The sequence below is a fragment of the Variovorax paradoxus genome (genome assembly GCF_030811855.1).
GTDB lineage: Bacteria > Pseudomonadota > Gammaproteobacteria > Burkholderiales > Burkholderiaceae_C > Variovorax > Variovorax paradoxus_L.
Map to the genome: position 1 here is coordinate 93,943 of NZ_JAUSRN010000010.1, position 22,444 is coordinate 116,386.

Here is a 22,444-nt window from a genome sequence, read left to right on the forward strand (position 1 = left end):
GAGGAGCCCCGTGGACATCACCCAACTGCTGGCATTCAGCGTCAAGAACAAAGCCTCCGACCTGCACTTGTCGGCCGGGCTGCCCCCGATGATCCGCGTCCACGGCGACGTGCGGCGCATCAACGTCGATGCGCTCGACCACAAGGCAGTGCACGCCATGGTGTACGACATCATGAGCGACACGCACCGCAAGCACTATGAAGAGTTTTTGGAGGTCGACTTCTCGTTCGAGATCGACGGCCTGGCGCGCTTTCGCGTGAACGCCTTCAACCAGGCGCGTGGCGCGGCCGCGGTGTTCCGGACCATTCCCTCGAAGATCCTGACGCTGGAGCAGCTGAACGCGCCCAAGATTTTCGCGGAACTGGCGATGAAGCCGCGCGGGCTGGTGCTGGTGACCGGGCCCACCGGCTCGGGCAAGTCGACCACGCTGGCCGCGATGGTCAACTACCTGAACGAAAACGAGTACGGCCACATCCTCACGGTGGAAGACCCGATCGAGTTTGTGCACGAATCGAAGAAGTGCCTGATCAACCAGCGCGAGGTCGGGCCGATGACGCTCTCGTTCTCCAACGCCCTGCGCTCGGCGCTGCGCGAAGACCCGGACGCCATTTTGGTGGGCGAGTTGCGCGACCTGGAAACCATTCGCCTTGCGATGACCGCGGCTGAAACGGGCCACCTGGTGTTCGGCACGCTGCACACCTCGTCGGCCGCCAAGACGATCGACCGGATCATCGACGTGTTCCCGGGCGAGGAAAAGGAAATGATCCGCGCCATGCTGTCGGAATCGCTGCAGGCCGTGATCTCGCAGACGCTGTGCAAGACCAAGGACGGCCAGGGCCGCGTGGCGGCGCACGAGATCATGCTGGGCACGCCGGCCATCCGCAACCTGATCCGCGAAGCCAAGGTGGCGCAGATGTATTCGGCCATCCAGACCGGCCAGGGTGCGGGCATGCAGACGCTGGACCAGAACCTGACCGACCTCGTGCGGCGCAATGCCATTTCGGCAGCAGAGGCGCGCGGCAAGGCGAAGATCCCAGAGAATTTCCCCGGCTGATCCACAGCCCTTCGGAGTACCGACATCATGGAACGCGATCAAGCCAGCCAGTTCATCAACGACCTGCTCAAGCTCATGGTGAGCCGCAACGGCAGCGACTTGTTCATTACCGCGGACTTTCCGCCCGCCATCAAGGTCGACGGCAAGGTCACCAAGGTTTCGCAGCAGGCGCTGGGCGCGCAGCACACGCTGGCGCTCACGCGCTCGGTCATGAACGACCGCCAGACGGCGGAGTTCGAGCGCACCAAGGAATGCAACTTCGCGATCTCGCCGACCGGCATTGGCCGCTTCCGCGTGAACGCCTTCGTGCAGCAGGGCAAGGTCGGCATGGTGCTGCGGACCATTCCGGCCAAGCTGCCGACCATTGACGGCCTGGGCATGCCGCAGGTGCTGAAGGACGTGTCGATGACCAAGCGCGGCCTCACCATCATGGTGGGCGCCACGGGCTCGGGCAAGTCGACCACGCTGGCAGCAATGATCGACTGGCGCAACGAAAACTCCTACGGCCACATCGTGACGGTGGAAGACCCGGTCGAATTTGTGCATCCGCACAAGAACTGCGTGGTGACGCAGCGCGAAGTGGGCATTGACACCGACAGCTGGGAAGCCGCGCTCAAGAACACGCTGCGCCAGGCGCCCGACGTGATCTTGATGGGCGAAATCCGCGACCGCGAAACCATGGAACACGCGGTGGCTTTTGCCGAAACCGGCCACCTCTGCATGGCCACGCTGCACGCCAACAGCGCCAACCAGGCGCTGGACCGGATCATCAACTTCTTTCCGGAAGAACGCCGCGCCCAGCTGCTGATGGACCTGTCGCTGAACCTGCGCTCGCTGGTTTCGCAGCGCCTGGTGCCCACCGAAGACGGCCTCGGCCGCGTGGCCGCGGTGGAAGTGCTGCTGAACACGCCGCTCATTTCCGACCTGATCTTCAAGGGCGAAGTGGGCGAGATCAAGGAGATCATGCGCAAGAGCCGCAACCTGGGCATGCAGACCTTCGACCAGGCGCTGTTCGACCTGTTCGAGAGCCATTCGATCACCTTCGACGACGCCATCCGCAACGCCGATTCGGCCAACGATTTGCGCCTGCAGATCAAGCTCAACAGCCAGCGCGCGCGCAGCACCGACCTCTCGGCAGGGACGGAACATTTCGCGATTGTCTAGGCGCGTGACGCGGGCGCCGCGTTGGGCTTAAGCTCTCGCCCATGAGCAGCATCAACTCCCGAAACTACGAATCCACACCTGCCCAGACGGTGGCCTTCCTGGGCCTTGGCGTCATGGGCGGACCAATGGCCGGGCACCTGGCCAAGGCCGGCCACACGGTCACGGTCTACAACCGCACGCCGGCCAAGGCCGAGGCCTGGGTCGCCGAATTCGGCGCGCCCGGCCGCCACGCCGCAACCCCGCGTGAAGCGGCAGCCGGCGCCGACATCGTGTTCAGCTGCGTCGGCAACGACGACGACCTGCGCGCCGTGGTGCTGGGCCCGAACGGGGCCTTCGCGGGCATGAAGCAAGGCAGCGTCTTTGTCGACCACACCACCGCCTCGGCCGACGTGGCGCGTGAGCTGTCGAATGCGGCGCAGTCGGCCGGCTTCCAGTTCATCGATGCGCCGGTGTCCGGCGGCCAGGCCGGCGCGCAGAACGGCGCGCTCACCGTCATGTGCGGCGGCGACAAGGTGAGCTTTGACCGGGTCAAGCCGGTGATGGCCGCCTTTGCGCGCGCCGTCACGCTGCTTGGCGCGAGCGGCGCCGGCCAGCTCGCAAAAATGGTGAACCAGATCGCGATTGCCGGGCTGGTGCAGGGCCTCTCTGAAGCCATTGCGTTCGGCCAACGAGCGGGCCTCGACATGAAGATGGTGCTCGAGGTCATCGGCAAGGGTGCCGCGCAGAGCTGGCAGATGGACAACCGCGGCAAGACCATGATCGAAGGCAAGTTCGACTACGGCTTTGCCGTCGACTGGATGCGCAAGGACCTGGGCCTGGTGCTCGACGAGGCCAAGCGCAACGGCGCGCGACTGCCCGTGACGGCGCTGGTCGACCAGTTCTATGCCGACGTGCAGCAGGCCGGCGGCAAGCGCTGGGACACGTCGAGCCTGATCACCCGGCTCAAGTAAATAAAAAAAAGCCCGCGCAAGCGGGCTTTTTCTTTGTTTGGCGGTCAGCGCACCGGCGTGGTCATTGCACCGCCCGGCTGGGCCGGCGGCAGCGGTTCCATCGGCGGCAGCGGCACGCGCGATGAAGACGAGGACGGTGCGGGCCCAGGCCCAGGCCCAGGCCCAGGCCCAGGCCCAGGCCCAGGCGCCGGTGGGGGCGCCCCGGTGCCGCCGCGCTGCGCCTGATTGGCCAGTTCGGATTCACTCACGACCTCGACCACGCGCACCACCTTCTGCACGCCCGATACGCCGCGTGCGATGTCGGTCGCGCGGTCGGTTTCGCGCCGCGTTGCAATGCCCATCAGGTAGACCACGCCGCGCTCGGTCACCACCTTGAACGAATTGGCGAAGATGTCCTTGGCATCGAGCAGCGAAGCCTTCACCTTGCCGCTGACGAACAGGTCGTTCGAGCGTTCCTGGAAAGTACTGGACGGGCCGACGGTGAGCTCGTTGACCACCGAGCGCACGTTGTCCACGCGCTGGATCAGGTCTTCGACGCGGCGGCGGTCGGCCTCGCTGCCCACGGCGCCCGTCAGCAACACCTGGCGGTTGTAGCTGGTGACGCTCACGTACATGTAGTCGTTGGCGATCTCGCGCACCCGCGCGGCCGCACGCAGTTCGATGCCCTGGTCGTCGAGTTGGGCGCCCGAGCTGCGGCGATCGGTCGCCACCATGCCCATGCCCACCGCGGCGGCCCCTCCGACCACCAGCGGCACGCAGGCCGAGAGCCCGGCAACCAGCACGGCCCCCGAGGCAATTGCAATGGCGAGGCGTTTGAACGGTGTCGTCGTCATGTGGAAGCTTCCTGTTCTCCGAGTAACTGGGCATCCACGCCGTCGCACAGGCAATGCAGTGCGAGCAGGTGGACTTCGTGGATACGCGCCGCACGTTCGTGCGACACGCCGATCTGTACATCCGTTTCGCGCAGCGCGCGGCCGATGGCGCCACCGGTTCCGGTGCTGCCCACGCCGGGCGATGCCGCCTGGCCGGCGCTGGCGTTGCCGAGCAGCGCGACCACGGTCATGTCGCGCTCGTGCGCGGCCAATACCGCGGCCAGCACCGCGGCCGACTGCCCGCTGGCGCTAAGCACCAGCAGCACGTCGCCGGCCTGGCCGAGCGCGCGCACCTGGCGGGCAAAACGATCGGCGTCGATGGCGTTGGCGCTGTCGGCCGTGGGATCGGTGCTGTCGCCGGGCAGCGCAATGGCGGCCAGCTCAGGGCGCTCACGCTCGAAGCGGCCGACGAAGTGCGCCGCGAACTGGGCCGCAAGCAGGCCCGACACGCCCGCACCGCAGGCCAGCACCTTGCCGCCGCTGGTCACGCAAGCCAAAAGGGCCTGCATGGCTTGCGAAATGGGTTTGCTGAGGACTGGGCCGGCCTGGTACTTGAGGTCGGCGCTATCGATGAAGTGTTGCTGAATCCGTTGCTCGAGCATGGGGCGGGATGATACCGGGGGGTGATGAAACAAGACGTGTGCGGGGTGGAGCCTCTGCCGGCCGTTCAGTTCCCGCCCGCGTCGAATGCTGCCTTCAGCCAGGTGATGCGCTCCTCGACCAGCACCACGTCGAAGCGGCACGGAGGCAGCGTGCGCAGGTTGTTCAGGTAGTGGCGCGCCGCAAAGACGATGCGCCGCTGCTTGACGCCCGTGATGCTGCCGCCGGCCCCGCCATGCGCGCCGCTGCTGCGCTGCCGCACCTCGACGAACACCAGCGTGGCGTCCTGCGGATCGCGCATGATCAGGTCGATCTCGCCGCCGCCGCGGCCGGGCGTTCGATAATTGCGCGCAACCAGCACCAGGCCGGCATCGTGCAGGTGGTCGAGCGCGGCGTCTTCCGCCGCATCGCCGCGACGCTTGGTCGTCGTTGTGATGGTCTTCATGCTTGCTCCCTGCCGGCTTTCTTTTTTTGTTTCTTCGGAGAAACCCATTGGCTTCACTAGCACCCGCTTCTTTCGGCGCCGTCCTTGCGGCCGCGCGCGACGCCTCGGGTGCACAGCATTATCCGCAGGGCACGCTGTACGTGGTGGCCACGCCCATCGGCAACCTGGCCGACATCACGCTGCGCGCGCTGCACGTGCTGCAGATCGTGGACGCCATTGCCTGCGAGGACACGCGCCACACGCAAAGCCTGCTGCGCGCCTACGGCATCGACCGGCCCGGCGGCCAGCTGCTGGCCGTGCACCAGCACAACGAGGCCGAGGCGGCGCAAACCGTGGTTGCGCGGCTCGCCCAAGGTGAGCGCATTGCCTACGTGAGCGACGCCGGCACGCCGGGCGTGAGCGACCCCGGCGCGCGACTGGTGGCGGCCGTGCGTGCGGCCGGCCAACGCGTACTGCCGCTGCCTGGCGCGAGCAGCGTCACCACGCTGATCGGCGCGGCGGGGCTCGTGGCGGCCGGCGACGAGAGCAGCGCCTTCGTCTTCGCGGGATTCCTGCCGACCAAGGCCGGCGAGCGCGACGCAGCTGTGCAGGCGCTCGCGCAGGAGCGGCGCGCGGTCGTGCTGCTGGAGGCGCCGCACCGCATCGAAGCCGTGGCGCGCGCGCTGGCCGTGCTGGGCGAGCGCCGCATCACCGTCGGCCGCGAGCTCACCAAGCAGTTCGAGGAGATTGCGACCGTTTCCACTGCAGAGTTGCCAGCTTGGTTTGCCGCCGGCCGAGACCGCACGCGCGGCGAATTCGCGCTGGTGCTGCACCCGGTGGCCGCCTCCACCGACGACGGCGCCGAAGGCGAACGCGTGCTGCGCCTGCTGTTGGCCGAGCTGCCCGTGAAGACGGCCGTGCGGCTCGCGGCCGAGATCAGCGGCGCGCCCCGCAATGCGCTGTACGAAACGGCGCTGCGCATTCGCAACGATGCCGGCTCGGCTGACGACGAGCAATAAGCTCAGCCGTCCAGCTCCGCATAGCGCCTGAAGATCCCGTCTTCATTGAACGCGATGCGACGCGGGCTTTTCAGGTAGTTGTGCACGCGCTCGCGGCGCCTGACGTTGTCGTGCAGTTTCTCGACCAAAGGCGTGTCGGCCAGCGCCCTGGCCGCGGCCTTCGGGAATGCATAACGCAGGCCATCCACCAACTGGAACAGCGACAGGTCGGCATAGGTGAGCACATCGCCCACGAGGTGCGACGACCCCGCTGGATTGCGCTGCAGCACCCGCTCGAACCAGTTCAGGAACTTGGGAATCCGCTCTTCGCGAAAGGCCCGCGCGCGCTGCACGGCCGCGTCGCGCTGGTCTTCGTAGTAGGCGCCGGTGGAGATGGGGTGGTGCGTGTCGTGCGCCTCCGCCACCACGTCGGCAATGGTGAGTTGCAGCTGGTGCGTCCAGAGGCCGTCTGATTCGCCGACGCCCGCAAGGCCGAGGCGAGGCCCGAGGTACAGCAGGATGGCCGCGGTCTGCCCGACGACGATGTCGCCATCGATCAGGAACGGCGGCGCGAAGGACGGCCGCACGATCTCGGGGTCGTCGAGCCGGTCGCCCAATGCGGACTCGCCGCCGCCCTTCGATTCGGGCAGCCGCGCCACGTCGACATAGTCCGCACCGGCCGCCTCGAGCGCGAGCCGCACGAATTCCCCGCGGCCCTGGATCGTGGGCCAGTAGTGGAGTTGATAAGTAGTGGTCATGCGGCCATGGTGTCAGGCTCCGCACGCCCCTGCAACCGACCGCTTTTAGCCCCTCATAGCCCCTCGGCTAGCTCCACTGCGCGACGTTTCGCGTCGGCCCGCGCGCCAGCATCGACCTCCGGTCCCATCAACGTTTTTTCGACCACGACCGAGCGCACCTCGCACACGCCGATGAACCGCAGCCACGTCTCGATGTAGGGCAGCTGAAAGTCGAACGCGTGCGCCGAGCCGTCCTTTCCCAGCGGATAGTCCAACCCTCTCGCGCACACCACCGTCGCCTTGCGGGTCTGGAGCATGCCCGACAGGCCCGAAGCGTCGAAGCGGAACAGCACGTCCTTGTGCGACACCACGTCGATGAGGTGCTTCAGCTTGTAGGGAATACCAAAGTTCCAAAGCGGCATCGCGAGCACGATGTGGTCTGCCGCATGAAAAGGCGCGGCGATGCGCCGGACCTCGTCCCAGGCCGTTTGCTGGGCGTCGGTGAGCGGCACGCCGTTGATGCCGGCGTACTTGGCGTCGAACATGTCCTGCGACAGCTCCGGAAGCGCCATCGTCCAGGGGTTGAGCGTGGTGACACGGCACGCCGGGTGCACGCGCTTCACCTCGTCGATGAATGCGCCGGCCACTTCGATGCTGGCGGAACGCGTTTGCCTGGGAGAGGTCTCGATGTACAGGAGTTCTTTCATGGCTTGCAGGGGATGAGTGGTTCAGGTCAGCCGAGGCTAGGCATCAACCAGCACGCGCACAAGCAACATAATTTGCGGCAATTCAGAACAAACCGCACTGAACGAAACCATGCTCGATTCCCAGCAACTGCGCGCCTTTGTCTCCGTCGCCGACCACGGCAGCGTGACCCGCGCGGCCGAAGCCATGCACCTGACGCAATCGGCCGTCAGCGCACAGATCAAACGGCTCGAAGAACAACTGGGCTGCCGGGTCTTCGAGCGCACCACCCGCTCGCTGCAGCTCACCGCCCAGGGCAGCGTGCTGCTGAGCTATGCGAGGAGCATCCTCAACCTGCAACAGCAGGCGGTCTCCCGGCTCGCGGCGCCCCGCCATGCACCGACGACCCTGCGCCTCGGATGCTCGGAGGGATTTCCCAGCGAATGGCTCTTTGCCGCGCTCGCAGGCTTTCGCCAGCGCCGACCCGACGTGCACGTGGAGATCACCGGCGGCATCAGCACCGTGCTGGCCAAACAGGTGCGGCAGCGCTCGCTCGACCTGATGGTCGGCACGGTCTGCGATGCCGGAAGCGACACCGAAACGCTCTGGATGGAACCGCTGGTATGGGCCTTTTCCGAGCGCGCGCTGCTCGACCCCGACGCGCCCGCGCCGCTGGCCTTTCTATCGGAGCCTTGCCCGTTCCGCGAAGCCGCGCTCGCGTCACTGGCCGGCCATGGCGCGGCGAACTGGCAGATCGTGCTGACCGCGCAGAGTTCTGGCGCATTGGTGTCGGCCGCCGCCGCCGGCTTGGCGATCACCGTGCTGACGCCTTCGGGCATGCCGCCTGGCCTGCGCTCCATTTCGCCGGGGAGTTTTTTGCCGGCGTTGCCGCCGGCGCGGTTTGTGATTCACCGCGGCGAAGGGAGCGCGGCGCCACAGCCATTGGCGGCATTGGTTGACGAGGTTCGGGAGGCCTGTTTTCGGTGGCGCGGCTCGCATGCGAGAGCGCTGGAGGCTTAGCAAATGCAGGAGGGGCACCCTGAATCGGCGGCGATTGCTAGACGCAGGACAGCGCCACATTTGGCTTCTGTTCGCTGACCAACGCGCTTTACTGGCGCAGTCGATTCTTTAAGGCTGGCTCGTCGGACGGACTGGCTTCCAGGCGAGCCGTACTTGATTGCGTGCGAGCGACGATCCCGGTGGCTCGCGACCGGTATCCCGCCAGCAGAGCAAACCCGCTCGTACGACGAAATTTAGAAATCGTTCCCGGATGGTTGCTCCGTTTGACTAAGCGCCAGCGCAGCTTGGCCAACCTGCTCCTCTTGCCATTCCGCATAAGTTTTGCCGGAGCCTTCGACCACCCAGTGGGTGCGACCGTTAGCGGTTCGCCCAGCCACCACGGCTGCTGCCGCGCTCGGACTGGAAAAAGCATAGTTCTTCGTGAACTCGTTGTGGATGCCGTCAGGTGTTGGAATCAGAACACCGGCCTTTACGAGTTCCTCGAACAGGAGCGTATAGCTACCCTCCACGCCTTCCCAAGCAAGACGCGCCTTGGAGCCCTTCATCACCACAAATTCACCCTCAAGCTCTTGCGCGCGAGCAGTAATTCCATGCCGCCTGACGTCGCCGATAAAAATGGGAGATGGCGACACTGATGGGGGCACAGCTGTGTCGCTGGAAACCTTCGAGGCAGGCGCTTGAGGTGCCGCGCGGAGGTAGTCAAAGCCCAGCACAGGCAGCAGTGTCTGGATTTGCTCCAGGAAGAACTCCATATCAGAACGGTCTGCCTCGGGAAGATTCTCGTACTGTGGATCTGTGCCATTCACAAGCACGCATCTACCTGCAGCTTGTGCGACTGTAATAAGTCGGCTCTCAAGATACTTAACGTGCCCCTTCGTGAGATTGGCATCTTTGCTGGTGATGATGCACACACGTTCCCAAAAGTCTTTGCCGCCCTTGTCCTCGGGTCTGTTATGCAACTTGAGCCTCGTAGCGACATCGTCAGTCTCACCTAGGTAGATCTGTGTGCCAACCCCAGTACCCGTGTCCGGGCCTGCCAACAAGTAGACGCCCGCTCGCCTGGCTTCTGAGCGTTGGACGAGCTCCGCGAGCTTTCCGCGCGAGCCGGTAATCACATGACCGGTCCAATTCATGATCTCTGCAGTGAGCAAGCCCTGCGGAATGCCATCTACGAGAAACAGCTTGAGTGTTCGGCCTTTGTTCATGTCTTTTTTGATCTCTTCTATAGAGCCATCGAACCTACCGACTGATTAAACGAGTCGCGGTCAACCTACCCATCTACCGATCAGCCCGCCTAGCGTATGAAGCAACAACGCGTCTTTACGTAGTTCACCAGAAAGAGGTGCTGCCCTCTTTGGCCTGGCCTGCCATCTTTACACCGCAGTTCACGCAGGTCGGTTTTCAGTACTGTCATCGTAGGCGACCGCGAGCAGTCTCTGTTGCTGCTCGACCGTGCGAGTGCCAATGAGGGGCAGCAGACCGGATCGATCTTGCGCATTGACGCCATTGGCCTTGGCGAACACCAACGCGTCGTCAGTAACGTCGAATTTGTGGCAAAGGTGCCGTACTGCAGATCGCGTTGGTCACACCGAAGAACTCGCGCAATTTCCGAACGCCGATCGACTTGCGGCGCCAGTGCCTGCAGTAAACCTACCCTGCTATTCGGACCCGCAGTTGCGGATCACTAAAGGAGACGAAGGGACGCTCTCACTACCGGGCGTTTTCACCGCAAACCGGTAATCAGGCTCTCAACTTTTACGCGGTCCGATTCATGTGAGCAAGCGCAAGGTACCCCGCTCACGTCTCACTTTGAGCCTCGCGCGTATCGTTTTTCATATCGACTCCGATCGGCCTTCTTAACAGCCGCGGCCGCCGTCAACTCGGCTACCTGGCGTTCGAGCTGCGCAATCTTGCTGCGCGTCTCTTCTTGCACCCTCATTTCAGCTCGCTTCACCAAGCTATGCCGAGGCAGAGACAGCGGGCGATTTGAAGTCGCGGCCGGTTGAGATGGGCGCCCGCCTTCAAGAAAAGTCACATATTCATAATGATCATCGAGCGAAACGAACACCCCATTGGCTGCCGCCCAATCACGGAGCGCACGTCGACAATGATTTTTCCAGCTCACGACCTCGATTCCCCAGCCCGCTGCATGCATGCGTTCCATGTCAGCATGAAAGCCTGCACCGGTGTCGTATCCTGCCCCATCACCGGTCATAAGCACGACGGTCTGCGGCTCGGCGAAGTCGCTTATCGCTCTTAGCATATGGACTTGAAGACATTGGTCCAGCCCCTGCTCGCCCCCGGACTGCTTTCCCCGTTCATACAGCTCGGGCTTGACGCCGGTTGCATCTTCCAAGCGGCGCCAGACGGCATCCTGCTCAGGAGGGACTGAGCCAACGACACACAGCCGTCCGATTGGACGCCCCGCAATTGCCAGGGCGAAGAGATGGTCAAACTGGAGCCTGACACTAGACCGGGCAGCCTTCCCTTCTCTTAATTCAGCAACATCTTTCGCTGAGACAAAAATGTTTGAATTGTCAACAAAAAGATGCACCGGCTGGGCCAACGGCACTCCAGCATCCGAGGGAATAATTTTTGGATTCTTCATGCCCGAATGCTAGGTTGGTGTCGACTGCGAAGAGCTAGCGTATGCCCTCATAGAAAACTCAAATTTGCCGGCAGCTATCGAGAGCCCACTCCAAAAACCGACGAACCCCAGTGGCCCTTTCTAGCCTGAGCGGGCGCCCCGCCCCGAACTGGGGAACGGCAATATGTCCGCCTCGTGTGGCTGCTTCTTCTTCTTTTTGTTGGTCCCATCGGCTAACGTTTTCATCGATGCCGAGTTCATCTGTGCCGATGCGCCATCCGGCGGCCGTCCGCGGTACACGTCTTTACGATGATCAACATCGAGGATGAGCAATTCAAGATCTTGGACCACATACAAGATGCGATAGTCTCCTGAGCGCTCTCGGTAGACCGGCCGCCCCAAACCATCCTCCACGCCCACTAACTTCTTCGAGCCGGGCGGATGTGGGTCCTGTTCCAATGATTGAATCTTGCTGACAACTTGAAGTCGAATCTTGCGAGGAAGGGCTTCGACAGCCGACAGAGCATCTTCGGTGAAAGCTAGGTTTAAAGGCATGTTCACTCGGCGCTCAACAGCAAGGCAAGTCTCTCTTTTAACTCGCGACCCCGAATGACTTTGCCTTGTCCTTCCTTGATGCGGTCCAGCTGCAAACGCGCTACCGTGGAATCGAAGGCATCTTCCGCGTTCTCCAAAATTTGCTTTTCCACCATATTCGCTCTCGCCACGTAGTCTGTTATCCGCGCGACGATTTCCGCATCTGCAGGGAGTGGGAAATTGCTGATCCGCTCAGGGGTGGCCTTTCGGCCATAGCTAAAGCGCCAAGCCTCATGCCGGACCACGGCTGCCGCTACGTACAGCAAAGCGTGTGGAGTGTTCTCTTTAGGCACCAGGAGTAGACAATCATCCGTGACGCCGCAAGGCCATTCTTGCACGTGCGCTACGCCGATCGAGCCAGTACTTGGCACGGTCACAAATGGTGCAGCAAGAACATTTTCAAAGTCGAAGAAGCCATAGCACCCGTTGTCCAAGCCACTCGATGAGATCACCAAAGAATTCCCCGGGCGTAGACCTTCTTTGCTATGCAACTGCTTCTGACCGTAGCTGATGTTGAAGTAGGCCCCAAGGGTTCCGGCAACACTTTCTTTGATCACCTTCGTGCCAAATTTACCCGGCGTACGCGGCTTGTGATGACCAATGCGAACGAGGTCATCGGCATGCAACGCCACAAACGCTGTGCGGCCCCGGATAACCTCAAGAACCTTCGCGTCTACGTTCGCGGGATCAATCTCTTTTGCCGGAATGTAAGCGCCAGGAGCGAAGCTCAAATCATCATCCAGGGGCACCCATCCGCAAAACCCAGGGACCGATCGTCTTCCATTAAAGGCTTCAAGGGCTGCCGGCAGTTCCGTACCAGGACATGGCACTCGTACACCCTTTTTGAGCCTATATCCGTCATTCTCGACACGCGCAAAGAACACAGATTTATTCTTCGGGTGCGGCACTCCTTTAGTGATGTAAAGAATGACAGTGTTCGCTGCCGCATACGGCTGAAAAAGTTCATCCGGAAGCTTGATTGCCGCCTCCAGCGTGTTTCTCTTCAGCAGCCCTTCTCTCCACTCGCGCTTGCTTCTCTTCACCAAGAGCGAGAGTGGAATGATCACTGCCATACGCCCGTTTTGGGACAGGCCTTGGAGGGCTCGCTCGATGAATCTTTCTGCAGGCGCGTCCGTTTTCTTGTGAGGAAATGGAGGGTTCATCAGCGCAACCGAGGCTGTGCCGATAGGAAACTCTTTCGCAGTAAAGCAATCGCCTCGATGAACGCTCGATGATCCGTCACCTCGCAGGATCATGTTGGCGACACATAGCGCAGCCGTGATGGGCTCATCATCAAACCCGACGAGTCGCTCCTGCACGAGCTTAACAATCTGAGCACGAGAAAGGTTGTGTTCTCGCGCCATGCGGTTCATCGCCGCGATTAGAAAGCCCCCTGTACCGCAGGCCGGATCTAGCACGACGTCGTTCTTCGTGACGGCTAGCAAGTCAGCGCAGAACGAGGCAACATGCCGCGGCGTGAAGTACTGGCCAATCGTGTTGCCACCGGCGTACTGGAAAAACGTCTCGTAGAGCTGCCCGAGGTAGTCGTGCTCAGCCGTCAGCACCGCCACATTTAGGCGTTCCAAGATGGCAAGGATCCGCCTCGCCTTGATGGCGAGCTTCTCGTTGGCCTCTTCGATGTGCAAGCTTTTAGCGAGCGTGGGTTTTCCCGCGTTCCAGAAGGACTCTTCACATGCCTGATTGATGTCGCGGAGAATGTTGCTTGGGTCTTTGCGGAGATTTCCCTTCGACTTCCACAGGGCAAGCATGCATGCGCCAACAACTGCCGGGCGAGATCGGTCATTCACGCTCGACTCACGCAACAAGCGGTTGATCTCGTCCGCGCGTTCCGCGAGAACATCCGGATGGGGCACTGACGGCCTAAGCTCGCCACTGCCAGCAGGACTACGAAGCTGCTCCGCATCAACCCGATTTGGAATCCAACCTATTGGATGGCCTTCGTAGGTTGCGAAAGTCCAGTGCGAGCCGTCCCATCGGGACACGCGCACCTGAAATTCGTCCTCAGACGTTCCCGCAACGGCGATTGCGAGAGGCGAGTATCCAGCTTCGACGCAGGCCGCTCCGTACTGTCCAGTCGATTCAGCGACGGCTTTTTTGATGTCTCTGATCGACGCCTTTGCTTCGATCACCGCCAGCGGTTGCAGGGTGTGCTTGTCAACGAGGACTGCCTCTGGCAGACCATCCCCGACGTTTTTTCCTTTGCTTCGACCCTTAAAGATCTCGCGAAGGTGCGGGTAATCTTTGTATTCGTGCTGTCGAAGCAGTTCGCCTGCCGGCGGACGCCGAGTGTCCCAGCCTTGAGCGGTGAGCAACTCGGTGAGTAAGTGTTCTGCTCGCACTTCTGCGACGCGTTGAGGATTAACCACCGGCCCTCCTGGCGCTCTTTGACTGCACTGGGCAAACAAGCGCATGCGCAGTAGGCGCGCTTGCACCATCGTCGTCCACTTCACCGTAACACGCGAGGCGAATACGGTCACTCAGATGCTTTGCCGACCTGTAAGAGCCGAGCCGAAGCTTTTCTTTCAATTGGGCCACTTTGATGGCACCCCTACTTTCAGAATAAAGATAGAACGCCGCAAGCCACTTTCGCAGTGGGATGTGGGAGTCCTCCATGACCGTTCCGACGGTCACAGTAAACGTTGATTTGCATGAGCCGCATTTGAAAAGCCCAGATCGGATTCGCGCCTGGGGGTTGGCCTTGACGGAGTAAACCGTGTCTCTGTTTTCGCAGTGAGGACACACAGGGCCGGTAGGCCACCGTTCCCTTTCTAGAAATGCGCGAGCTGCCTCCTCATTCGGAAAGCGCTCTTCGAGGAGGTCAAGTGAAATTGGCGCGGCATACACGAGGGCGAGGGTATGGACTTCGACTGGTTTCGTCAAGTGACAAATCATCGGAGGACTATGCCGGCTGCGACCGAAAACGACTGTTATGAACAGCCCCGACTGCAGTTCAAAATGGGGCTCCTCGATCAGTTCTGACAGCAGTACTGACGAGGTGCCCACATGGGATGCTGCGGCTCGGGAAGATGCCCCCAGGCAAAAGAAAACCCGCCACGCCAGCAAGCGTGCGGGTTTCTGAGTTTGACGAGACGCTGCGGTCTCGGTATTTGGTCCCGCCGCCAGGAATCGAACCTGGATCTCAGCCTTCGGAGGGCCGAATTCTATCCGTTGAAATACAGCGAGGAATCTGGGTTCCGGCAGAACCGGAGCCACGCATTATCGCCCATCAGACGGCGACTTCTTCATCAGCTTCGTTCCCGATGCCGGCTTTCGAGTTCCGCACAAAGCCCAGCCCGGCCAGGTAGACGCGGAAGGTGCGCCGGCCGGTGGGGACCAGGTCGAAGGCTTCCGGGTCGAGCAGCCAGTTCTGGATCAGCCCGCTGATCAGCGCGTGCAGGCCCTGCGCCGCCACGTGGCCGGGCACGGGCAGCTTGATGTGGTCGCGGCGCGCTGCCGTGCGCAGGGCTTTTTCGAAATCGGCCACGCAAGCGTTGCGCGCGTCCAGGTGGCGCTGCTGCACCGAGGCCATGTCGTGGGTGTATTCGACCTTGTGGGTGGCCACGTCGAACACGCGGCGCACTTGGGGGTCGGTGGCCATGAGGGTCAGGGCGTGCACCATGCCCTCTTCGATCTGGCCCAGCGGGTCGTCGTTGAGGCCGGCCGCGGCGGCGGCCCTGGGGCCGGCTTCCAGCGGCAGGATGACGCGCTCCATCATGGCGTTGAAGAGGTCGGCCTTGTCCTTGAAGTGCCAATAGATGGCCCCGCGCGTGGCCCCGGCCTGCTGCGCAATCTGCTGCAGCGAGGTCTGCGAGACGCCTTGCGCCTGAAACAGCAGCTCCGCGGCATCGAGCAAGCGATGCCGCGTGGCCAGTGCCTCTTCCTTCGTACGACGTGCCACCAAGTCTCCCGTTTTGTAAAGCCAAGCCCTTTCGGTATCGTGGGGCCATTGGGGTTGTCACTATACATCCATGAATGTATGTAAACTAGCGGGCTTCCCCGATGGCCCGGCTGCTTTTGCTGGTTTTCTGTTCGCTTCGCGAACACGCCATCTCCCGTCTTTGCTTCAAAGGATTCGCATGCCTCTCCTGCATGTTTCGCGTCAATCGTCGTTTTCGCCGCGCCTCGCGATCGTGGCCGCCTCCGTGGTGTTGGCGCTTGCGGCTTGTTCCAAGGGCGACGCGCCCGCCGGACCGGGCGGCGCAGGTGGCGGCGGCGGCGCCCGGCCCGCTCCTGAAGTGGGCGTGGTGGTTGCCACGCCAACCGACGTGGGCCTGGTAACCGAGCTGCCGGGCCGCCTCGAAGCCTCCCGCGTGGCCCAGGTTCGCGCCCGCGCCTCGGGCATCCTGCTCAAACGCGAGTTCCGCGAAGGCAGCGACGTGAAGGCCGGCCAGCTGCTGTTCCGCATCGATCCGGCGCCGCTGGTGGCGGCCGCGCAGAACGCGCAGGCCACGCTGGCCCGCGCCGAAGCCAACGCCGTTCAGGCCAAGGCACTGGCCGACCGCTACAAGCCGCTGGTCGAGGCCAACGCCGTGAGCAAGCAGGAATACGCAACGGCCGTAGCCTCGCAAAAGACGGCGGAGGCCGACGTGGCCGCGGGCCGCGCCGCGGTGCAAACCGCCAAGATCAATCTTGGCTACGCCAACGTGACTTCGCCCATTTCGGGCCGCATCGGCCGTGCGCTGGTGACCGAAGGCGCGCTGGTGGGCCAAGGCGACGCAACCGAGCTGGCCGTGGTGCAGCAGATCAGCCCCATGTACGTGAACTTCACGCAGTCGGCGTCCGACGTGCTGAAGCTGCGCCGCGCGCTGGCCGCGGGCCAGTACAAGCGGGCCAACGGCGAAGAGGCCGCCAGCGTCACGGTGGTGCTGGAAGACGGCACCGAATACGCGCTGCCCGGCAAGCTGTTGTTCTCCGACCTGACGGTGGATTCGACCACCGGACAGGTCACGCTGCGCGCCGAGGTGCCCAACCCCAAGGGCGAGCTGCTGCCTGGCCTGTACGTGCGCGTGCGGCTGGAGCAGGCGCAGGCCAGCAACGCGATCACCGTTCCCCAGCAGGCCGTAACGCGCACCCAGCAGGGCGACACGGTGTCGGTGGTGGGTGCCGACGGCAAGATCAGCCAGCGCACCGTAAAGATCAGCGCCGCCAAGGACAACCAGTGGGTGGTGCTCGATGGCCTGAAGGCGGGCGAGCAGGTGATGGTCGACGGCTTCCAGAAGCTGCAGATGATGCCGCCCGGCACGCCCGTGAAGGCGGTGCCGTGGAAGAAGCCGATGCCGAATGGCGCGGCACAACCGGCAGGACAGGCGGCAGCACAACCAGCAGCGCAGGCGGCCTCGGCCCCGGCGGCGGCAGCCAGCGGTCCGGCGTCTGCCACGGCCGAGAAGAAGTAATCAGGAGCGCGCCCGCATGGCCAAATTCTTTATCGACCGACCGATCTTCGCCTGGGTGATCGCGCTGTTCATCCTGGTGATGGGCGGCGTCGCCATCACCCAGCTGCCGATCTCGCAGTACCCGCCGGTGGCACCGCCGGCCATCGTGATCAACGTTGCCTACCCCGGCGCCTCGGCCCAGACGCTGGAGGACAGCGTGCTGTCCGTCGTCGAGCGCGAGATGAACGGCTCGCCGGGCCTCATCTATATGGAATCGGTGGCCCAGGCCGACGGCACGGGCACCATCACCATCAGCTTCCAGGCCGGCACCAACCCCGACCTGGCGCAGGTGGACGTGCAGAACCGGCTCTCCCGTGCCACGCCGCGCCTGCCGGCCGCCGTGACGCAGCAGGGCGTGCGCGTGGACAAGGCGCGCAACAACTTCCTGCTGTTCGCGATGCTGTCTTCGGACAACCCGGACTTCCCCCCAGTGGCGCTCGGCGACTACGCCGCGCGCAACATCGTGCCCGAGCTGCAGCGTGTGGTGGGCGTGGGCCAAGCCCAGCTGTTCGGCACCGAGAACGCCATGCGCATCTGGGTCGATCCGGCCAAGCTGCAGGGCTTCAATCTGTCGGCCACCGATGTGAACAACGCCATTCGCGCGCAGAACGCCCAGGTGTCCTCGGGCTCCATCGGCGACCTGCCCAACATCCCCGGCCAGGCCATTGCGGCCACGGTGGTGGTGAACGGCCAGCTCGCCAACGTGGAGCAGTTCAAGAACATCATTCTGCGGGCCAACACCGACGGCTCGGCCGTGCGGCTGAAAGACGTGGCGCGGGTCGAGCTTGGCGGGCAGTCGTATGCCACCTCGGCGCGCCTGAACGGCGTGCCCGCGGTCGGCATCGGCGTGCAGCCCACGCCCAACGGCAACGCGCTTCAATCGGCCAAGGCCATCCGCGCCAAGATGACCGAGCTCGAGCGCTTCTTCCCGCCGGGCGTGAAGTGGACCATTCCGTACGACAGCTCGCGCTTCGTGCAGATCTCCATCACCGAAGTGGTCAAGACGCTGCTCGAAGCGGTGGCGCTGGTGTTCGTGGTGATGTTCCTGTTCTTGCAGAACTGGCGCTACACGATCATTCCGACCATCGTGGTGCCCATTGCTCTCTTGGGCACGTTCGCCTCGCTGCTCGCGCTGGGCTTCTCGATCAACGTGCTGACCATGTTCGGCATGGTGCTGGTGATCGGTATCGTGGTGGACGACGCCATTGTGGTGGTCGAGAACGTCGAGCGCATCATGAGCGAAGAGGGGCTCTCGCCGCTCGAAGCCACGCGCAAGGCCATGAAACAGATCTCGGGCGCCATCATCGGCGTGACCGTGGTGCTGATCTCGGTGTTTGTGCCGCTGGCGTTCTTTGCGGGCTCCACCGGCAACATCTACCGCCAGTTCTCGGCGGTAATGGTGACCTCGATCGCCTTCTCGGCCTTCATGGCGCTGTCGCTCACGCCAGCCCTGTGTGCCACGCTGCTCAAGCCGGTGGAAGCCGGCCACCACCACGAGAAGACAGGCTTCTTCGGCTGGTTCAACCGGGGTTTCACGCGCACGGCCAAGGGCTACGAGAGCGTCGTCGCGCGCATTCTGCGGCGCGCCGCGCGCTACCTGATCATCTACGTGGCAATCATCGGCGCGGTGGTGTTCACCTACATGCGCCTGCCAAGCTCGTTCCTGCCCGCGGAAGACCAGGGCAACATCATCGTGAACGTGCAGCTGCCCCCGGGCGCCACGCAAGAGCGATCGCTGGCGGTCATGCAGCAGGTTGAAAACTTCATCCTGAAGCAGCCTGAAGTGCAGAGCATGGTCGGCGTGATGGGCTTCAGCTTCTCGGGCCAGGGCCAGAACGCGGGCCTCGCCTTCGTGACGCTGAAGGACTGGGAAGAACGCAAGGACCCGGCCCACTCGGCCCAGGCGCTGGCGGGCCGCGCCTTCGGTGCGCTCTCGGGCATCCGCGACGCCTTCATCTACCCGCTGAGCCCGCCGCCCATTCCTGAACTGGGCAATGCCAGCGGCTTCAGCTTCCGGCTGCAGGATCGCTCGGGCGCGGGCCACGAGGCGCTCATCAACGCACGCAACCAGCTGCTGGGCATGGCCGGACAAAGCAAGATCCTGTCGCAGGTACGCCCCGACGGCCTGGAAGACGCGCCGCAGCTGCAGATCGACATCGACCGCGACAAGGCGAACGCTCTGGGCGTGACCTTCGACGCGATCAACGCGACGCTGTCGACCGGGCTGGGTTCGAGCTACATCAACGACTTTCCGAACCGCGGCCGCCTGCAGCGCGTGGTGGTGCAGGCCGATGCGCCGGCCCGCATGCAGCCCGACGACCTGCTGCGCCTGAACGCCAGCAACACGCAGGGCCAGCCGGTGCCGCTCTCGGCCTTTGCCACCACCAAGTGGGTGAAGGGCGCGACGCAGACGGTGCGCTACAACGGCTATCCGGCCATTCGCATCAGCGGCGACGCCGCCGCGGGCTTCAGTACGGGCGCCGCCATGGCCGAGATGGAAAAGCTCGCCGCCCAGCTGCCGCAAGGCTTCGGCTTTGAGTGGACGGGCCAGTCGCGCGAAGAAAAGCTAGCGGGTTCGCAAGCCATCGTGCTGTACGGCTTCGCGATCCTGGCGGTGTTCTTGTGCCTGGCCGCGCTGTACGAGAGCTGGTCGATCCCGCTGTCGGTGATTCTGGTGGTGCCGCTCGGCGTGCTGGGCGTGCTGCTGGCGACGATGCTGCGCGCCTACTCCAACGACGTGTACTTCCAGGTGGGGCTGATCACGATCATCGGCCTCTCCGCGAAGAACGCGATCCTGATCATCGAGTTTGCGAAGGACCTGCAGGCGCAAGGCAAGGGCATCATCGAATCAGCCCTGGCCGCGGCCCACCTGCGGTTCCGGCCCATCGTCATGACCTCGCTGGCCTTCGGCCTGGGCGTGGTGCCGCTGGTGCTCGCCTCGGGCGCCGGCTCGGCCAGCCAGCGCGCCATTGGCACGGGTGTGCTGGGCGGCATGGTGACGGGCACAGCGCTGGCGGTGATCTTCGTGCCGGTGTTCTTCGTGGTGGTGCGCAGCCTGTTCAAGGGCAGTGCGCGCCAGCATGAAGCCGACAAGCGGCATGCAGAGGCAGCCGGCATCACGGAAGAAAAAGCAACATGACCAAGAAACTGATCCCCACAGCCCTGGCCGCGGCCATGCTGCTGGCCGGCTGCTCGCTGATTCCGACCTACGAGCGCCCCGCGGCGCCGGTGCCGACCACCTTTCCGGGCGATCCGGCCCAGCCGGCCGGCCCGGCCGCGGCGGCCGTGCCGTGGGAAGACTTCTTTACCGACGCGCGGCTCAACGGGCTGATCCGCACCGCGCTGGAGAACAACCGCGACCTGCGCGTGTCGGTGCTCAACATCGAACAGGCGCGCGCGCAGTTCCAGGTCCAGCGCTCGTCGCTGTTCCCGGCGGTCGGCCTCACGGGCAGCGGATCGCGCTCGAGCCCCAACCCCTACCAGGCCTTCGACAGCAGCGCGGGCAGCGTGTCGTCGCAGTACAGCGTCAACCTGGGCATCACGGCCTGGGAGATCGACTTCTTCGGCCGCGTCCGCGCGCTGAAGGACCAGGCGCTGGGGCAATACCTGGCCACCGAGGAATCGCGCAAGGCCGCGCAGGTGAGCCTGATTGCGGCGGTCGCCACCGGCTGGCTCACGCTGATTGCCGACGACGAGCTGCTCGAGCTCACGCGCCAGACGCTGGGCACGCGCGAAGAATCGGTGCGCCTGACCAAGATGCGCTTCGACAACGGCGTTTCGTCCGAGCTCGACTTCCAGGCCGCCAATTCGCTCGCCGAAACCGCGCGCGCCTCTTATGCGCAGCAGCAGCGCACGCGCATGCAGGACGAGAACGCGCTGGCCCTGCTGCTGGGCGCGCCGGTTCCGGCCAGCGCCACGGCGGGCGGGGTCAAGGGCCTGGACAGCGTGCAGCCGATGCCCGACGTGCCGGCCGGCCTGCCGTCCGACCTGCTGGCCGAGCGGCCCGACATCCGCGCCGCCGAGCAGCAGCTCATTGCGGCCAACGCCAACATCGGCGCGGCGCGCGCCAACTTCTTTCCGCGCGTGTCGCTGACCACCACCCTGGGCACCGCGAGCAGCGAGTTCTCGGGCCTGTTCGACAGCGGGTCCAAGGCCTGGTCGTTCGCGCCGTCGGTCACGCTGCCGATCTTCGACGCGGGCCGCAACCGGGCCACGCTCGACTCGGCCAAGGCCGGGCGCGAGATTGCCGTGGCGCAGTACGAGAAGTCGATCCAAACCGCGTTCCGCGAAGTGGCCGACGCCCTGGCCGGCCGCGCCACGCTGGGCGAGCAGGTGCGTGCGCAGCGCGCGCAGGCCGAGGCGGAGTCGGTGCGCTTCCGGCTTTCCGACATGCGCTACCGCAACGGCATTGCGAGCGCGCTCGACCTGCTCGATGCGCAGCGTTCGCTCTATACGGCGCAGCAATCGGCGGTGACCACGCGGCTCTTGCAGCTCCAAAACCAGGTCACGCTCTACAAGACGCTGGGCGGCGGCTGGGCTACTAAAGACGGCAAGGGCTGAGGCTTTCGCGCGACGGCCCCGGGTAGGCCTTCCGTCCTTTGGACGGAGGGCCTCTCTATAATCGCCGGTTGATTCGAAAAAGCCCCCCGACGAGCCCCCGTTATTGAGGACGCCAATGAGCGCAGACCCGCATTACCAGGCCAAAGAAGAAGCCCACTCCGGCCCGATCAAGAACCCGAGGCAACTGCTGCTCGCGGTATTTTTCTCTTTCGTTGTTCCCATTCTGATCATCGTGGGCCTTGTGGCCTATGTGGTTTCCGGCAATAAGCCCGCAGGCACCGCCGAGGGCGACAACATGGCGCTCTACGGCGTTTCCAAGGATGCGCGCGACCGCGAAGTGGCCGAGCGGCTCAAGAAGGTCGGTGCCATCGAGATCCGCGATGCCAACCGTCCGCTCGCAGCCGGCGAGGCCGTTTTCAAGGCGCAATGCGTGGCCTGCCACGGCTCGCCCGGCATTCCCGGCGCACCCCACCTGAACGACGCCGCAGCCTGGGGCCCGCGCATCGGCCAGGGCTACGAAACGCTGCTCGACCATGCGCTGCATGGCAAGGGCGCCATGCCGGCACAGGGCGGCGGCGACTTCGAAGACCTCGAAATCGGCCGTGCCGTGGTCTACATGGCCAACGCCGGCGGCGCCAAGTTCCCAGTGCCCGATCGTCCAGCAGCAGCAGCAGCGGGGGCAGCAGCAGCCCCGGCCGAAGGCGCTGCCTCGGCAGCCGCACCGGCTGCCAGCGCAAGCAAGTAAGC

Annotated in this window: 20 protein-coding genes and 1 tRNA gene; 9 read left to right on the forward strand and 12 right to left on the reverse strand. The window is 64.0% G+C overall.

The window, feature by feature from the left end; all coding sequences use genetic code 11:
• Positions 1–10: 10 nt before the first annotated feature.
• Genes J2X92_RS18940 through J2X92_RS18950 form a run of 3 tightly spaced genes read left to right on the forward strand, consistent with a single transcriptional unit; the run spans position 11 to position 3,168 of the window.
• Positions 11–1,054 (forward strand): type IV pilus twitching motility protein PilT, encoded by a 1,044-nt coding sequence (locus J2X92_RS18940; RefSeq protein ID WP_307577669.1) that lies wholly within the window; start codon positions 11–13, stop codon positions 1,052–1,054.
• Between the two features lie 27 nt (positions 1,055–1,081).
• Positions 1,082–2,218, forward strand: a complete 1,137-nt coding sequence (locus J2X92_RS18945) for a PilT/PilU family type 4a pilus ATPase (RefSeq protein WP_307577672.1) — start codon at positions 1,082–1,084, stop codon at positions 2,216–2,218.
• Between the two features lie 41 nt (positions 2,219–2,259).
• A complete protein-coding gene (locus tag J2X92_RS18950) occupies positions 2,260–3,168 on the forward strand; it encodes an NAD(P)-dependent oxidoreductase (protein ID WP_307577673.1) in 909 nt (302 codons plus the stop codon).
• A gap of 44 nt (positions 3,169–3,212) precedes the next feature.
• Here J2X92_RS18950 and J2X92_RS18955 read toward each other — a convergent pair whose 3' ends face one another.
• The 3 genes from J2X92_RS18955 to J2X92_RS18965 form a co-directional block, all read right to left on the reverse strand.
• The gene (locus J2X92_RS18955) at positions 3,213–4,001 is read right to left on the reverse strand and encodes a BON domain-containing protein (protein WP_307577675.1); all 789 of its coding nucleotides are present in this window, start codon (positions 3,999–4,001) and stop codon (positions 3,213–3,215) included.
• Positions 3,998–4,642 (reverse strand): SIS domain-containing protein, encoded by a 645-nt coding sequence (locus J2X92_RS18960; protein ID WP_055808093.1) that lies wholly within the window; start codon positions 4,640–4,642, stop codon positions 3,998–4,000. Before J2X92_RS18960 ends, J2X92_RS18955 begins: the two co-directional genes overlap by 4 nt.
• Positions 4,643–4,707: 65 nt before the next feature.
• On the reverse strand, positions 4,708–5,085 hold the full coding sequence (locus J2X92_RS18965; protein ID WP_307577677.1) for a YraN family protein: 378 nt from the start codon (positions 5,083–5,085) through the stop codon (positions 4,708–4,710).
• Between the two features lie 47 nt (positions 5,086–5,132).
• Here J2X92_RS18965 and rsmI point away from each other — a divergent pair, with 47 nt between their 5' ends.
• A complete protein-coding gene (gene rsmI, locus J2X92_RS18970; RefSeq protein WP_307577679.1) occupies positions 5,133–6,083 on the forward strand; it encodes a 16S rRNA (cytidine(1402)-2'-O)-methyltransferase in 951 nt (316 codons plus the stop codon).
• 2 nt (positions 6,084–6,085) lie between these two features.
• Here rsmI and J2X92_RS18975 read toward each other — a convergent pair whose 3' ends face one another.
• The gene (locus J2X92_RS18975; protein ID WP_307577681.1) at positions 6,086–6,820 is read right to left on the reverse strand and encodes a glutathione S-transferase; all 735 of its coding nucleotides are present in this window, start codon (positions 6,818–6,820) and stop codon (positions 6,086–6,088) included.
• 53 nt (positions 6,821–6,873) lie between these two features.
• Positions 6,874–7,506 carry an FMN-dependent NADH-azoreductase gene (locus J2X92_RS18980; RefSeq protein ID WP_307577683.1) on the reverse strand — a complete coding sequence of 211 codons (633 nt, stop codon included), beginning with the start codon at positions 7,504–7,506 and terminating at the stop codon, positions 6,874–6,876.
• Between the two features lie 109 nt (positions 7,507–7,615).
• Between J2X92_RS18980 and J2X92_RS18985 the strand changes: the two genes are divergently transcribed.
• Positions 7,616–8,503 (forward strand): LysR family transcriptional regulator, encoded by an 888-nt coding sequence (locus tag J2X92_RS18985; RefSeq protein WP_307577685.1) that lies wholly within the window; start codon positions 7,616–7,618, stop codon positions 8,501–8,503.
• 233 nt (positions 8,504–8,736) lie between these two features.
• On the opposite strand, the gene J2X92_RS18990 is transcribed toward J2X92_RS18985, so the two are convergent.
• From J2X92_RS18990 to J2X92_RS19015, 7 genes are all read right to left on the reverse strand, one after another.
• Complete coding sequence (locus J2X92_RS18990; protein WP_307577686.1) at positions 8,737–9,708, reverse strand: GIY-YIG nuclease family protein; 972 nt, start codon at positions 9,706–9,708, stop codon at positions 8,737–8,739.
• 599 nt (positions 9,709–10,307) lie between these two features.
• Positions 10,308–11,111, reverse strand: coding sequence for an NYN domain-containing protein (locus J2X92_RS18995; protein WP_307577688.1), 804 nt, complete (start codon positions 11,109–11,111; stop codon positions 10,308–10,310).
• A gap of 120 nt (positions 11,112–11,231) precedes the next feature.
• On the reverse strand, positions 11,232–11,645 hold the full coding sequence (locus J2X92_RS19000; protein WP_307577920.1) for a type II toxin-antitoxin system RelE family toxin: 414 nt from the start codon (positions 11,643–11,645) through the stop codon (positions 11,232–11,234).
• Between the two features lie 2 nt (positions 11,646–11,647).
• A complete protein-coding gene (locus J2X92_RS19005) occupies positions 11,648–14,182 on the reverse strand; it encodes an N-6 DNA methylase (RefSeq protein WP_307577690.1) in 2,535 nt (844 codons plus the stop codon).
• Positions 14,064–14,597 carry a transposase gene (locus J2X92_RS29570; protein ID WP_373424861.1) on the reverse strand — a complete coding sequence of 178 codons (534 nt, stop codon included), beginning with the start codon at positions 14,595–14,597 and terminating at the stop codon, positions 14,064–14,066. Before J2X92_RS29570 ends, J2X92_RS19005 begins: the two co-directional genes overlap by 119 nt.
• 216 nt (positions 14,598–14,813) lie before the next feature.
• Positions 14,814–14,888 (reverse strand) — tRNA-Arg (locus tag J2X92_RS19010).
• A 43-nt stretch (positions 14,889–14,931) separates the two neighbouring features.
• On the reverse strand, positions 14,932–15,606 hold the full coding sequence (locus J2X92_RS19015) for a TetR family transcriptional regulator (protein WP_307577692.1): 675 nt from the start codon (positions 15,604–15,606) through the stop codon (positions 14,932–14,934).
• A 175-nt stretch (positions 15,607–15,781) separates the two neighbouring features.
• On the opposite strand from J2X92_RS19015, the gene J2X92_RS19020 reads away from it, so the two are divergent.
• From J2X92_RS19020 to J2X92_RS19035, 4 genes are all read left to right on the forward strand, one after another.
• A complete protein-coding gene (locus J2X92_RS19020; protein ID WP_307577694.1) occupies positions 15,782–17,098 on the forward strand; it encodes an efflux RND transporter periplasmic adaptor subunit in 1,317 nt (438 codons plus the stop codon).
• Between the two features lie 16 nt (positions 17,099–17,114).
• Positions 17,115–20,276, forward strand: coding sequence for an efflux RND transporter permease subunit (locus J2X92_RS19025; RefSeq protein ID WP_307577696.1), 3,162 nt, complete (start codon positions 17,115–17,117; stop codon positions 20,274–20,276).
• The gene (locus J2X92_RS19030; protein WP_307577697.1) at positions 20,273–21,697 is read left to right on the forward strand and encodes an efflux transporter outer membrane subunit; all 1,425 of its coding nucleotides are present in this window, start codon (positions 20,273–20,275) and stop codon (positions 21,695–21,697) included. The genes J2X92_RS19025 and J2X92_RS19030 overlap by 4 nt, the downstream gene beginning before the upstream one ends.
• A 115-nt stretch (positions 21,698–21,812) precedes the next feature.
• Positions 21,813–22,442 (forward strand): c-type cytochrome, encoded by a 630-nt coding sequence (locus J2X92_RS19035; protein ID WP_307577699.1) that lies wholly within the window; start codon positions 21,813–21,815, stop codon positions 22,440–22,442.
• The last annotated feature ends 2 nt before the right edge of the window (positions 22,443–22,444 follow it).

Coding starts and splice junctions, on each gene's coding strand:
- J2X92_RS18945 (WP_307577672.1), top strand. CDS start 1,082: ATGGAACGCGATCAAGCCAGCCAGTTCATCAACGACCTGCTCAAGCTC.
- J2X92_RS18950 (WP_307577673.1), top strand. CDS start 2,260: ATGAGCAGCATCAACTCCCGAAACTACGAATCCACACCTGCCCAGACG.
- J2X92_RS18955 (WP_307577675.1), bottom strand. CDS start 4,001: ATGACGACGACACCGTTCAAACGCCTCGCCATTGCAATTGCCTCGGGG.
- J2X92_RS18960 (WP_055808093.1), bottom strand. CDS start 4,642: ATGCTCGAGCAACGGATTCAGCAACACTTCATCGATAGCGCCGACCTC.
- J2X92_RS18965 (WP_307577677.1), bottom strand. CDS start 5,085: ATGAAGACCATCACAACGACGACCAAGCGTCGCGGCGATGCGGCGGAA.
- J2X92_RS18975 (WP_307577681.1), bottom strand. CDS start 6,820: ATGACCACTACTTATCAACTCCACTACTGGCCCACGATCCAGGGCCGC.
- J2X92_RS18980 (WP_307577683.1), bottom strand. CDS start 7,506: ATGAAAGAACTCCTGTACATCGAGACCTCTCCCAGGCAAACGCGTTCC.
- J2X92_RS18985 (WP_307577685.1), top strand. CDS start 7,616: ATGCTCGATTCCCAGCAACTGCGCGCCTTTGTCTCCGTCGCCGACCAC.
- J2X92_RS18990 (WP_307577686.1), bottom strand. CDS start 9,708: ATGAACAAAGGCCGAACACTCAAGCTGTTTCTCGTAGATGGCATTCCG.
- J2X92_RS18995 (WP_307577688.1), bottom strand. CDS start 11,111: ATGAAGAATCCAAAAATTATTCCCTCGGATGCTGGAGTGCCGTTGGCC.
- J2X92_RS19000 (WP_307577920.1), bottom strand. CDS start 11,645: ATGCCTTTAAACCTAGCTTTCACCGAAGATGCTCTGTCGGCTGTCGAA.
- J2X92_RS29570 (WP_373424861.1), bottom strand. CDS start 14,597: ATGATTTGTCACTTGACGAAACCAGTCGAAGTCCATACCCTCGCCCTC.
- J2X92_RS19020 (WP_307577694.1), top strand. CDS start 15,782: ATGCCTCTCCTGCATGTTTCGCGTCAATCGTCGTTTTCGCCGCGCCTC.
- J2X92_RS19025 (WP_307577696.1), top strand. CDS start 17,115: ATGGCCAAATTCTTTATCGACCGACCGATCTTCGCCTGGGTGATCGCG.
- J2X92_RS19030 (WP_307577697.1), top strand. CDS start 20,273: ATGACCAAGAAACTGATCCCCACAGCCCTGGCCGCGGCCATGCTGCTG.
- J2X92_RS19035 (WP_307577699.1), top strand. CDS start 21,813: ATGAGCGCAGACCCGCATTACCAGGCCAAAGAAGAAGCCCACTCCGGC.